The organism is Niastella soli, assembly GCF_017742245.1.
Taxonomy (GTDB): domain Bacteria; phylum Bacteroidota; class Bacteroidia; order Chitinophagales; family Chitinophagaceae; genus Niastella; species Niastella soli.
Genome location: NZ_JAGHKO010000005.1, coordinates 409,382 through 422,001, shown reverse-complemented (window position 1 = coordinate 422,001; position 12,620 = coordinate 409,382). Strand labels below are relative to the sequence as shown.

11 protein-coding genes are annotated in these 12,620 nt (G+C 43.8%); 9 read left to right on the top strand and 2 right to left on the bottom strand.

Annotation, left to right across the window (positions count from 1 at the left end; translation table 11 throughout):
• Positions 1–92: 92 nt before the first annotated feature.
• Positions 93–500, top strand: coding sequence for a 5-fold beta-flower protein (locus tag J7I42_RS22185; protein ID WP_209141069.1), 408 nt, complete (start codon positions 93–95; stop codon positions 498–500).
• A 2-nt stretch (positions 501–502) separates the two neighbouring features.
• Here the strand turns inward: J7I42_RS22185 and J7I42_RS22180 are convergent, their stop codons facing one another.
• A complete protein-coding gene (locus J7I42_RS22180) occupies positions 503–3,940 on the bottom strand; it encodes a leucine-rich repeat domain-containing protein (protein ID WP_209141068.1) in 3,438 nt (1,145 codons plus the stop codon).
• Between the two features lie 347 nt (positions 3,941–4,287).
• On the opposite strand from J7I42_RS22180, the gene J7I42_RS22175 reads away from it, so the two are divergent.
• The 6 genes from J7I42_RS22175 (at position 4,288) to J7I42_RS22150 (ending at position 8,398) form a co-directional block, all read left to right on the top strand.
• Positions 4,288–4,725 (top strand): hypothetical protein, encoded by a 438-nt coding sequence (locus J7I42_RS22175; protein ID WP_209141067.1) that lies wholly within the window; start codon positions 4,288–4,290, stop codon positions 4,723–4,725.
• A gap of 35 nt (positions 4,726–4,760) precedes the next feature.
• A complete protein-coding gene (locus J7I42_RS22170; RefSeq protein ID WP_209141066.1) occupies positions 4,761–5,441 on the top strand; it encodes a sigma-70 family RNA polymerase sigma factor in 681 nt (226 codons plus the stop codon).
• A 184-nt stretch (positions 5,442–5,625) separates the two neighbouring features.
• Positions 5,626–6,366 (top strand): LytR/AlgR family response regulator transcription factor, encoded by a 741-nt coding sequence (locus tag J7I42_RS22165; RefSeq protein WP_209141065.1) that lies wholly within the window; start codon positions 5,626–5,628, stop codon positions 6,364–6,366.
• Between the two features lie 168 nt (positions 6,367–6,534).
• Entirely contained in the window at positions 6,535–6,936 is a 402-nt protein-coding gene (locus tag J7I42_RS22160) for a hypothetical protein (RefSeq protein ID WP_209141064.1), read from the top strand.
• Between the two features lie 22 nt (positions 6,937–6,958).
• A complete protein-coding gene (locus J7I42_RS22155) occupies positions 6,959–7,510 on the top strand; it encodes a YceI family protein (protein ID WP_209141063.1) in 552 nt (183 codons plus the stop codon).
• A 12-nt stretch (positions 7,511–7,522) separates the two neighbouring features.
• Positions 7,523–8,398, top strand: a complete 876-nt coding sequence (locus J7I42_RS22150) for a DUF5777 family beta-barrel protein (protein ID WP_209141062.1) — start codon at positions 7,523–7,525, stop codon at positions 8,396–8,398.
• 498 nt (positions 8,399–8,896) lie between these two features.
• On the opposite strand, the gene J7I42_RS22145 is transcribed toward J7I42_RS22150, so the two are convergent.
• Entirely contained in the window at positions 8,897–9,541 is a 645-nt protein-coding gene (locus J7I42_RS22145; protein WP_209141061.1) for an NAD(P)H-dependent oxidoreductase, read from the bottom strand.
• A 167-nt stretch (positions 9,542–9,708) separates the two neighbouring features.
• Here J7I42_RS22145 and J7I42_RS22140 point away from each other — a divergent pair, with 167 nt between their 5' ends.
• Positions 9,709–10,296 carry a WG repeat-containing protein gene (locus tag J7I42_RS22140; RefSeq protein WP_209141060.1) on the top strand — a complete coding sequence of 196 codons (588 nt, stop codon included), beginning with the start codon at positions 9,709–9,711 and terminating at the stop codon, positions 10,294–10,296.
• Between the two features lie 63 nt (positions 10,297–10,359).
• Positions 10,360–12,501: a S9 family peptidase gene (locus J7I42_RS22135; RefSeq protein WP_209141059.1), complete on the top strand. Its 2,142-nt coding sequence runs from the start codon at positions 10,360–10,362 to the stop codon at positions 12,499–12,501.
• Positions 12,502–12,620: the final 119 nt, after the last annotated feature.

The window sequence follows — 12,620 nt, the reverse complement described above, 5'->3', positions numbered from 1 at the left end:
TGTCCCGTCCCGGCTGAGCCGGGATCGGGACAATTTGTTAAAATTCAGGGGCCTGCTTTGAATACTGGGGCCCTGCTATTATTTTTAAACGCATGAAGCATTTAATAGTCCTGTTAGCCCCCTTATTGCTAGTCCTTTGCTCGCATGCACAAACTATCGAAGCCGGCAATCATTCCACCAAAGGTTATATTAAAAGCAATGGCACTATAGAAAACAGCAGCCATTCAACAGTAGGTTATATTAAAGAAAACGGCGCCATAGAAAACAGCAGCCACATCACCATCGGCTATTTGAAAGACAATGGAGTGGTTGAAAACGCTAGCCATTCTACCGTTGGTTATATAAAAAAGAATGGCACTATAGAGAACAGCAGCCATTCCACCATAGGGTATGTAAAAGAAAATGGCACAGTAGAAAACAGCAGTCATTCAACTATTGGCTATGCCAGCGATGTTAAAAGAGAATGGGCCGCAGTTGTTTTCTTTTTCTTTAAGTTTTAATGTTAATCATTTTTATAAAAAGCCTGGATGAGCTTTTTTATTTCATCATACACATGTTGCCAGGCATCATCTATGGAAGGCCATTCTTTCTTGTTCTTTTTCCATGATGCAATAGGAATATTTTTTCGTGGAATACCGCTTAATTTACTAAGTAGAGGAATATCCGTCCAGGCACAATTCCTGATAACCACTGGCACAACCATACATTCGCCTTTGCTTTGCCTTTCCATCGCAATATTTAGTTCCGTTTCCCTGATGTATTTGGTATTTAAAAAAGCCGGGCTTATTAAAAGGAAAATGACATCGCAGGTATTTAATTCTTCCCTTATCCGGTCATCCCATTCCTCACCAGGTATCAGGTTCGTATCATCCCAGGTAATAAGGGTATTATTGAATTTACTCAATGGTGCCAGCCGGTTTTTAAACTCCTGTAAATAATTAGTATCTTTTGCCAATTCACCTTCTGATTTCGAGTAGGAGATAAACGTCTTTAATTGGCGAATTTCTTTTTTTATAATCCTTCTATACACCCCCCTTAAAGAGGAGGCCAAACCAACATTAAAAAGTAAGTTATCAATAGACAACCGGGTTTGGCTTTCATTGCAGGTTATATGATCGCGATCTTTAGACCACTTTAGCAATTTCTGGTATTCGAATTTCTCTGGTTTATTGCTATTAATACATTCCCCACATGAACAAGGAACAAATAGAGAATAATGCACTCCCTTATAACTCTTTGTTACGTCTTCCATGGCTGCAGTGATCATCATGTTTAATCCCCGGGCATCTTTCCCCGTTGTTTTGATCTCAATGGTTCGTTCGTAAAAATTTTCTATCACCTGGGCCTGCGCCGCAGTATCAGGATGCTCTATATTGACCGCATCATTCCACACATCACCATCCGATTTTATAAACTTGCTTAGATCAGCGCTTAGCTGGTTAACCAGCCCTTTGGGCATAAACTCATATTTGTAGATCAGCCGGAGGCATTGCTGATCGTTCTCCCATCGCGCCTCTTTTGGCATCGCCAGTAACCGGGCAGGAATAATAAAGTCTTTGTTGTTATGTTTTTTAGGGAAGGCGATCTTGAAGACCTGGAGCAATTTCTTTAGGATCTCAAACCGTTGCTTATAATGCGCTTCACGCCAAATCCTTTCAAAGTCTGACGCAATAATATGTCCGCGCCTTTTTTGGATATCCTCGTCATCTATGATCTTATATACGGCATTCATGGCCCATTCTGGTTGCAAAATCACCCAGTTCCTCAACTCTTCAATGCCTGAATACCACAAGATGATCCCCTGGCTATGTAAAAACCTGGCAAAGTCCATAATGTCTATTTCTGCTGACATTTTATCCGGATCTGTTTTCCGGCAGATGGCCATAAATTCCTCAAATGAAATACAGGCCTTCTTTGTAGATTCTGCAGCAATTGCCTCTCGTGCCGGGATCCACGATTTAGGCACGCCCTTTCCATAATGTGGCAGCTTTTCAATCTGGTCAACAATTATTTTCTTTATTTCTTCCAGGCCTTCATTTTTCTTTTGCAAATTGAGCTCGGTATAAGAAAGCTGTCCGGCTTTAATGATATTAAAATGATCATTGATGAGATAATGGCCCAGGTCAGTCCAGGAGATCTTATTCCCCTGGTGACAGGTCTGGCCCAGGATGATCGGGCTTTTACCGCCAAACTGGGCAATGGTAGGGATCCAATAATCAAAATGATGATTGTTCTGGCGGGTGCTGGCCAATAGAACGAATACAGAATTTTCAGTAAGAAAAAAACGATGAACAGGATAATAAACGTCCTGGCCACCAAAATCCCAGATATGAGCGATATGCGATTTGCTTTTTGCCCCTTTATATTTCCAGTCAACTACTTCTATACCCCTTGTCCGGGTATCGTCTGTGGGCAATGCTGCTTTCGCATTCATCAGCCTCTTTTGCAACGAAGTTTTTCCTGCATTACCTTCTCCTACCAGCGTTAATTTTGCTTCATACAGATAATCGATGCCTTCTGCTTTTATTTTTTCAAAATGTCTTAAAACACTTTCATTACCGAGTTCAACTATCGAAAGGGGAGGATTTTCCAGGGGATTCCCCGCTACGTGTATTCTACCCAAACCGATAAGCGCTACCCTTTTCACTACTATGGTCAAAGGTTTTTTGGGCCTTGTAAGGAACGGAAGTAAAGGAGAAAGGTCTTTAATTTTATTGAAGCTAATATCCAATTCCATTAACCCGGTTAAAGTTTCCAAACCGCTTATGTCTGAAATGTTGTTTCTCGAAAGATTCAATTGTTTCAACCAGGTCAATTTCTGTAAACTCGTTAGGCTACTTATTCCCGTGTTACTTACATCAAGATTTATCAGATTATGCAGAGATTCCAGACATTTAAAGTCTCTAATAGTATTGCCCCTTATCCTTAATTCACGTAAAGTTGTTATTTTTTCAAGACCTTCCGGACTGGTAATTTTAGTATCACTTACAAACAATATTTCCAAGGCAGGTAATTTTTCAAGTGATCTAAGATCTTTTATATAAGTGCGACTTGCAATAAGTGTAATAAGGTTACTTAGTTTTTCCAGGCTTTTTAAACTGGTTATACGGTTATCACTTACATTTAGAAACTTTAATTCTAACAGCTTTTCAATGCCTTTTAGACTTGTAATATTGGCTTTATCTATTGATAATTGAGTCAATTGATTTAACTCCTCAATATCTACAAGCTTACCAATCTGATTGTGACTCAAATTAAGTTGTTCCAAAGAGGTGAGTGTTCTCAGACTTTTCAGATCAGTTATACCATTATTTTGCAATTGAAGAATTTCAAGGTTGACCAAACTCTTCAGGGGTCCTAAATTTGTTATCTCATTTCCTACCAATGAAATATTCCGCAAAGAAATCAGGCCTTCAAGCCCATCGAGTGTTGAGATATAATTCCCTGACAGATTCAGCTTTTTCACCCCATGCAATGGTCCAAAACCTTGCAAAGTTTTTATTCCGTTTGATGACAAGTTTAGATCTTCAATAACAGATAAACTCTTTAACCCCTCAAGATCATGAATTTTATTACCTCGCAGATTCAGGTATTGCAATTGATGCAATTGAGATACAAAAAAAGTATCGGCAATTCCCCAATCTGACCGCTGATGACTTGCACACTCCAACCTTAATAGTCCCTGTAATTCATTGATGGCCGCAGGCCCCTTGGTAAAATAATTATAATCCCCCTTGTCATTGGAAACCCATCCACGTTTGGCATTATACCACATATCACTTAAGATAAGACTTTCCAGGTGCTTGCATTTGCGGAGTTCAATATCAATAGGAGCACCTGGTTCAAAATCGGAATCCGTCAACCCGCAATTGCCAAGGTCTAAACTTGTTTCCTTTGTCTCCAAACATGTGTGTATTAATTTCAGTGCTATTTTACTCATCAGGCAGGGGTTATTTATATGGCAAATTTTATCAGCATTAGTAACATGCTGGTTTTTACGTAGTTCAATATACGCTTTTACCGGAAATTATTAAAACGGCTTCCAGCGCAATCTAAATGGTGGGACCTCGTGAACCTTGGTTGGGTGAGAAGGGAAAGATACAAAAGAGTTTTTAATTTCAAACGCCCTTCAGATAGCCGCCCAGGTGTAGTTTTGCCAGTATATTAGCATTACCACCTCAAAAACAGCATTTTAAATTAATTCTTCCTGTTTTGTTACCTTTTGGCCCCTCACCTGCTCTATTCTTTTGATGAGCCTTACTATTATAATCATCAAAAGCTAATTTTATGACAACAGCAGCATTATCAACACCAAGAGTACACCAGGTTTATACACTGATGCGATTTACCTATGGACTGGTACCCATAGTGGCCGGTTTGGATAAATTCACCAACCTGTTTACAGACTGGGAGAAATACCTAAACCCTTCCATCGCCCAGATGCTTCCGTTTAGCCCACATACCTTTATGCTGATCGTTGGGGTAATTGAAATGGTGGCAGGGCTGATCGTTCTTGCCCGGCCTGCCATTGGCGCCTACATTGTAATGGCCTGGCTGGCACTGATCGCTTTAACCCTACTTATGAACAAAGGTTATCTCGATGTAGCCGTGCGTGACCTGGTAATGTCCATAGGCGCTTATTCGCTGGCCCAACTGGCCCGTACAGAAGGCGGTTCCAAAGCTCACCAGGCAACCAGCAGCGGCGTGCAATTCTCCAAAGGATAGGCATTCGATCACATACTAATTGGTAAATTTGTAATATGGTATTCCACCTATTTAACAAGAGCGTTCAGCAATATACCGATCCCGAGATCATTCAGCAGGTCTTGGCTGGCAATACCGCCATATTTGAAATAATTATCCGCAGGTACAATCCCTATTTGTATAAAGTGGGGAGAAGCTATGGTTTTAACCACCAGGATACGGAGGACCTGATGCAGGAATCATTTATCAATTGTTATGTAAATCTTAAACAATTTGCTGAACGCTCTTCCTTTAAGACCTGGCTCATTACCATTATGCTTCACCAGTGCTATCGAAAAACACATAAGTTCAATTACCTTAAAGAGCAAACAGCGGATCTTTTACCCGACAATTCATCGCTTATGTTTTTACCTAAGAACCACAGCAACACCGACGATGCAGTCCTCAGCAAGGAATTCAACAAAGTGGTGGAAGCCTGTCTTCAACAACTTCCCGAGGAATACAGAACAACATTTGCGCTGCGCGAACTGGCAGGTTTAAGTGTAGCTGAGACCGCCGAAGCGATGAACACCACCGCCTCTAACGTTAAGGTCAGGTTGAACCGGGCCAAGGCCATGCTCAGAAAAGCAATTGAAAAAAATTATTCAACCGAAGACATCTATGAATTTAACCTGGTTTGCTGTGACCGTATTGTAGCCGGTGTAATGAAACGAATAGACGAACTGGGAAATAGTTAGTCAACTTATGCGCATTTTTTTATAACTTGCATGCAACGATTTCCCCCTACACAACAACTCCCTACAACCAGCCCTGCCGCCTTTATTAGGATAATTTACCCCAGCTTGCCAAAACAACCGGCTCCCTTTGGGAGTGGTGGATCTTTATGTCCATAGTGTAAACCTTATATATATCCTATAGAACATGCGCATTTTGATCATTGAGCAAGAGCAAGAAGTAATAAAAGACCTGGAATGTATTTTACAGGGCATATCAGCAGACGTGGCAACCAGCCATTGTACCGATATCCCCACAGCCAGGAACTGGTTCCGGAAAAACACCCACCCCCAACTGGTATTTTCTGCAATTACCTTTCCCGATGGATTGAGCTTTGACCTATTCAGATCGCTTAAAAACAACCCACCGGTTGTATATATGAATACCAACGACCGGTTTGCCCTGGAAGCATTCAAACAAAATGGGTTATACTATTTATTAAAACCATTGGACAAGACAGAAGTTGAAAAAGCGGTTTCCCGGTACCGGTATTTACACCCCCAGGAGCCAGCACCGGCTGTTGAAGGCAATCGGTTCCAGGACAGGTTCCTGGTCACGGTAGGAAAACAGGTAAAACTGGTCAAAGCCGACGAAGTGGCTTATTTCTTTTCAGAACAAAAGATCGTGTATCTCATCACCTTTGCAGGGCAGAAGTATCGCACCGGTTTTACCCTTGAACGACTGGAACAATTGCTCGCCCCCGCCCTTTTCTTCCGCATCAACCGCCAGTTCATCATTCATATGTCTGCCATCGTAAAAATGATCCCGGCCAGTAAATCGCGGCTGCAAGTGATTGTACGGCCTGACACCAACTACAATACCATTACCAGTTTTGGCCGCACAGATACTTTCTACAACTGGCTTCTGGGTGGCTTTAGTATGCCTTGAATAAACGGTCCATCGGGGATGATCAACCAGCAACAATAAATGACCATTCGGTTACCAATATTTACCACTGGGTAATTTGTAACAGATCAATCCTCATTTAAGCACAGTAATTGAATGCTAAAATTGCCTTGATCATTTACCAGTTATTCACCCAAAAGAAAACGAATTGTGAAATCTAATATCCATTTGCTGCTTAAGAAAAGCACCAGCATTATCAGAAACAGGAATTCATTCTTCCCCGCGCTTTTAATACTATTCAGTACAGGTTGTACGTACGACAAAACAGAATTGTTGTATCCGCCCAAGCCCAATGCCTGTGATACACTGAATGCCAACTTTACCAAAGTGAAATCGATCATGACCTCTAAGTGCAGTTCCTCCCGCTGTCATGGCGCAGCTGCAGCCAAAGGTGGCGTTATCCTGGAAACCTATGACCAGGTAAAAGCAAACGCAACCCGTATTAAACAACGGGCCCTTGTAGATAAAACCATGCCGCCTGCAGCCCCGCTTTCCGCCAATGATATAGCCATCCTGCAATGCTGGTTCGATTCCGGCATGCCTAATGATTAAATTATAAGAAACACCAAATAACATGAAACATTCTATTATGCTGGCAGCATGCCTGCTGGTTACCGTTCTGGCTTTTTCTCAGAAAAAATACTTTACTAAATCAGGACAGATCACCTTTAACGCCGGCACATCGGTAGAAGATGTTGATGCCACCAACAAGACCACCGTTAGTGTGTTGGATGGGGCTACCGGTCAAATGGAATTTGCGGTACTCATTAAAGGCTTTGAATTTAAAAGAGCCTTAATGCAGGAACACTTCAATGAAAATTATATGGAGAGCGATAAGTACCCCAAGGCCTTATTCAAAGGGAAAATTGTGAATATTGACAAGGTCAATTTCCAACAAAATGGCGTATACCCGGTAACAGTAAAAGGCCAGCTCGATATGCACGGAGTAAAAAAAGAGGTGGAAACAACCGGCACCATGAAAGTAACCGGAGAGACCATAGCCTCCAATGCAGATTTCACGGTATTACTGGCCGATTATAATATAGCCATTCCCTCCCTGGTAAAAGACAAAGTATCAAAAACAGTGACCATAAAAGTGCTCTGCAACTATAACCCGCTTAAATAAAAATCCGAGTTCATGCGAAAATTATTGGTAGGCCTTTTGTTAGTTGTCGTATCAGAACGGTTACAGGCGCAGGAGCTGCTTGCACTGATTGACAATAAAGAAGAAAATAAGAAAGCATTTGTTAGCAATGCGTTTAAATCGAGCCGGGTTATAAACGGTCATTCCATAGAATTTTTAGGAAAGGGCGTGCTCGATGTGCGTATCCTGCACCGTTTTGGCGAACTGAATTCAGGCGCCAGTAACCTCTTTGGTCTTGATGAGGCCAATATGCGGCTGGGGTTTGATTATGGTCTTTCCAACCGGTTAATGGTGGGGGTTGGCCGCAGCACGGCAGGCAAAGAGCTGGATGGGTTCCTGAAGTTCAGACCCGTTTGGCAATCAACAGGCCCCGGTTCATTTCCTTTTTCCATTGTACTGGTAACCGGCGTAACTATAGGTACTTCGCCCTGGAGCGACACCAGTCATAAATACAACTTCAGCCACCGGATGGCTTTTTATAATGAAGTGATCATTGGCAGAAAGTTCAGTGAACGGTTTAGCCTGCAGGTAGCACCCATTTTTATACACCGGAACCTGGTAGCCCTGGCAAGCGAAGAAAACGACGTATACGCAATTGGCATAGGCGGGCGATTTAAATTATCCAAACGAATTGCTTTTGTTGCCGATTACCATTACATCGCAAAAGGCCTGGATAAAAACATCTACAAAGACCCGTTATCAGTTGGCTTTGACATCGAAACCGGCGGACACGTTTTCCAGCTTCATTTCTCCAATGCTACTGGCATGAACGAAAAAGCATTCATCACCAATACCACCGGCGATTGGGGAAAAGGCGAAGTGCGGTTCGGGTTTAATCTGTCGCGCGTGTTTACGATCAGTAAAAAATAGTAGACCTTCAAGTCTGGCGCCGGTGAGCGATCATCGGCGCCTTTATTATTCGCGCCCTGCTTCACCGAGACTCATTGCCTATTTAATGTCGATTAGTTAAGCGAATAGGAGAGCTAAATCCATCTGATGCATCGGGAGGCTGCAGCGTGCAGCGAGAACCCACCCCTACCACTCCCAGGAGGGGATACCTTTAAAACAAGCATTAATCAAACGACATTGATTACCCATTAACGGACCTGAGCGCAGCGAAGGTCCAGTCTGCCGTTTGCCGTCTGCCGTTTGCCGTCTGCCGTCTGCCGTTTGCCGTCTGCCTTCTGCCCTCTGCCTTCTGCCTTCTGCCGTTTGCCGTCTGCCGTCTGCCGTCTGCCGTTTGCCGTCTGCCCTCTGCCTTCTGCCGTCTGCCGTCTGCCTTCTGCCGTCTGCCGTCTGCCGTTTGCCGTCTGCCGTCTGCCTTTCTCCCATTGCCTCGCCCGCCGAAGCTTTAGCGAAGGAGGGCCTTCAAAGAAACTTAGGCGTCCCCATATCCAGGGGTCCTTGACCAGGCCAGGGCCCATCAGGGACCGTCAGTTCCCTATGCGGCCAGGCTACCCAGTTATGACGCGGCAGAGCAGCGGCTGTAACCAGATTTTGTAAAACGATTGGCAGATCGTCCAATCGCCACACATCGTTATTAGGGTCCTCTGCTGAACCATCCGACGCCGCCATGGCTTCCTGGCCTGTTCGCGATAAGACAACCGTAGAACAGGGCGGGCTCCAGCAACCCAGTCCGCCAAACACGGCCTGCAACCGGGCCGCCACTTCAATACCGCCTACTGAATCCATGGTCACGGCACTGACAACCGGCTTGCCGAAAAATGCCGGTGTATTTTCAAAAGCGGTCATTACTTCAATAAAACGTTGCAAAGGGGAACTCCAGTTATTCCAGTAGACCCCGGTTATCACAACAAAGCCGTCGCAAGCAACCAGCTTTTCATATACCTCCCTGATCGTTGGCAGCGGATCGGTCAGCGTTAGTAGGGTTGCCTGTTGTTGAAATTCGTTCGTTAGTATGCTGGCAGCCTGTTTTGCTACCGCGCCCGAATTACCGCCCGCACCCCGGAGCGAGCCATTGATGATCATAATATTTTTTGCCGTAGTTGTCATTGTATTTAACAGAAAGAAACCTCAAATTACTATAATTGACCAGAACAACCCAGTGCATGACAATCGTCATGCCTTTTATGCTTTAACATCAATTTCCCAACTGTAATAGATCATGTTTTCCCGGCAGGTGTTGCCTGTACCTTGCCCTTGCATTTCAAGCATATTTTATGAAAACATATCTTTTACTTGTAAGTTTCCTCGCATTCAGTATGTATACTATTGGTCAAAGCTGGACAAAAAATTATGACCGTATTGATGCCAGCAACTACGGACTGGCTCTGGTAAAAAAAGGGGGCAGATCGGGATATGTAAATGAACAGGGGCAGGTAGTAGTTCCATTGATCTATGATGAAGCCATGGCATTTTCAGAGGACAGAGGCGCGGTTGCGCTTCATGGGAAATGGGGGTTTGTTGACAGGAATGGGAATGAGTTCGTAAAACCCCAATATAATGAAGTGTATTCCTTCCATGAAGGTTTGGCCGTTGTAGAAAAAGACGATCTTTTTGGGTTTATCGACTCTACCGGAAGGGTAGTGATCCCCCTGCATTTTGTTCGTGCCGGCAGCTTTAGCGGCGGTGTAGCCCCGGTTTGCAATAAAAAAGGATTGTGGGGATATATTGATCAACATGGGAACGAAGTAATTACCTGTCGCTTTCACCATGCCACTTCGTTTACAGATAGCATTGCCCGGGTAGTAATGGGCGGCAAACGGTATTCCATAGACAAAGAAGGCAATATCATCCCAGGCCAATAACCTGATTGATGAACGGCTGCAATGATTGTCGGCAGAAGCAGTATATTCAATCAAAGTTGAAGTATGAGAAATATACTTATATTGCTCACTGCTGCATCCATTGCAGCCTGTAACCAATCATCTTCTACTATGAATGAATATAAATGGCCGGCCGATGTGAAGCCTCCAATAGCAGGCAAAGAACCAAAGGAATTTATTGCCCATGGTGATAAACGCATTGATGAATATTACTGGTTGAACCAGCGTGAAGACCAAAAGGTGCTCGACTACCTGAAAGCTGAAAATACTTATCTCGACACCATGATGAGCGGTACCAGCAACCTGCGGGAGAAGTTATATACTGAAATGAAAAGCCGCATCAAGGAAAAAGACGAGTCGGTACCTTATAAAGATAATGGCTACTGGTATTACAGCCGTTATGAGGAAGGCAAACAATACCCCATTTTCTGCCGTAAAAAAGAAACGCTCGACGCACCTGAGGAGATCATGCTCGACCAGAATAAAATGGCAGAAGGGTTTAAATATTATTCCATCGGCGGCACCGCAGTAAGCGATAACAACGAACTGTTGGCCTTTACGGTTGATTCTGTAAGCAGAAGGCTCTATGGTCTGCAGATAAAAAACCTGGTAACCGGCGTTATTTATCCCGAAACCATTACCAATGTGGAGGATAATGATATTGCCTGGGCAGCTGATAATAAAACTATTTTCTACGTAAAAAAAGACATTACCACTTTACTGGGCTACCAGGTGTGGCGACATGAACTGGGGACCGATCCAGCCAAAGATGTGCTGGTATTCGAGGAAAAAGACAATCGCTATTACATTGGCGTGTACCGCACCAAATCAAAGAAATATGTTGGCATCTACTCCAACATGAATCAGGTATCTTCCGAATTTCGCTTGCTCGAGGCCAACCATCCTGCCGGCGAATTCACCATCTTTGAGCCCCGGAAAGAGAACTTTCAATACAGCATTGAACACTTCAACAACAAGTTCTATGTCCTGACCGACTGGGAGGCGCCAAACTTCCGACTGATGGAAACACCGGAAGCATCAACCGCAAAAGAAAACTGGAAGGAGGTGCTCCCGCACCGGAAAGATGTATATATCTCCGGCATGGTAGTATTTAAAAACCACCTGGTGTTGAGTGAAATGAAAGACGCCCTGAACCAGTTGCGTGTAATAAACCAAACCGATCACAAAGATTATTACATCCCTTTTTCGGAAACTGTATTTGCGGCTTTCCAAAATGTAAACCCCGATTATAATACCAATATCCTGCGCTTTTCCTATACGTCTATGACCACGCCCCGTTCTATCTATGATTTTAACATGGATACACAACAACGGGAATTGAAGAAACAACAGGAAGTGCTGGGTGGGTTCAAACAGGAAGACTATACAGCGGAGCGCTTATGGGCTACCGCCCGGGATGGCGCAAAAGTACCCTTATCATTGGTGTATAAAAAAGGATTAAAGAAAGATGGCAGCAATCCTTTATTATTATACGCGTATGGCTCTTATGGCTACAGCGTTGCACCCGGCTTTAACAGTAATATCATCAGCCTGCTCGACCGCGGTTTTGTATATGCCATTGCGCATGTCCGCGGTGGTCAGGAAATGGGCCGGCAGTGGTACGACCAGGGCCACCTCTTTAACAAGAAAAATACTTTTTACGATTTTATAGATTGCGGTGAATACCTGATCAAAGAACAATATACCAGTACTGCACACCTGTACGCCAATGGTGGCAGCGCCGGCGGTTTGCTGATGGGTGGTATTGTCAATTTCCGTCCCGACCTTTGGCACGGCGTAGTGGCAGATGTTCCTTTTGTAGATGTGCTCACTACCATGTCAGATCCCAGCATCCCGCTCACAACCGGCGAGTACAAAGAATGGGGCAACCCGGCAGACAGCGCAGAATATTTTTACATGAGATCCTATTCGCCTTACGATAATGTAGAAAAGAAAGCATATCCCAATATGCTGATAACAACAGGTCTGCACGATTCGCAGGTACAGTATTTTGAACCAGCCAAATGGGTAGCCAGGTTGCGTGAACTCAATACCAGTAACAATAAACTCCTGTTCAAGATCAATATGGATGTAGGCCATGGCGGCGCTTCGGGCCGTTTCGATTACCTGAAAGACAAAGCCTGGCAGTATGCGTTCTTCCTAGCGCTGGAAGGAAAGCTTGAATAGTCTCCAGCGCTTCATTATATTAAAAAAGCTTCCGGCTCTATTAGAGACCGGAAGCTTTTTTGTTTTGGACGCACTTGAATGAACTTGAACAGTAATTGAGATTTAGTTTATATTGGCTA

Coding starts and splice junctions, on each gene's coding strand:
- J7I42_RS22185 (WP_209141069.1), top strand. CDS start 93: ATGAAGCATTTAATAGTCCTGTTAGCCCCCTTATTGCTAGTCCTTTGC.
- J7I42_RS22180 (WP_209141068.1), bottom strand. CDS start 3,940: ATGAGTAAAATAGCACTGAAATTAATACACACATGTTTGGAGACAAAG.
- J7I42_RS22175 (WP_209141067.1), top strand. CDS start 4,288: ATGACAACAGCAGCATTATCAACACCAAGAGTACACCAGGTTTATACA.
- J7I42_RS22170 (WP_209141066.1), top strand. CDS start 4,761: ATGGTATTCCACCTATTTAACAAGAGCGTTCAGCAATATACCGATCCC.
- J7I42_RS22165 (WP_209141065.1), top strand. CDS start 5,626: ATGCGCATTTTGATCATTGAGCAAGAGCAAGAAGTAATAAAAGACCTG.
- J7I42_RS22155 (WP_209141063.1), top strand. CDS start 6,959: ATGAAACATTCTATTATGCTGGCAGCATGCCTGCTGGTTACCGTTCTG.
- J7I42_RS22150 (WP_209141062.1), top strand. CDS start 7,523: ATGCGAAAATTATTGGTAGGCCTTTTGTTAGTTGTCGTATCAGAACGG.
- J7I42_RS22145 (WP_209141061.1), bottom strand. CDS start 9,541: ATGACAACTACGGCAAAAAATATTATGATCATCAATGGCTCGCTCCGG.
- J7I42_RS22140 (WP_209141060.1), top strand. CDS start 9,709: ATGAAAACATATCTTTTACTTGTAAGTTTCCTCGCATTCAGTATGTAT.
- J7I42_RS22135 (WP_209141059.1), top strand. CDS start 10,360: ATGAGAAATATACTTATATTGCTCACTGCTGCATCCATTGCAGCCTGT.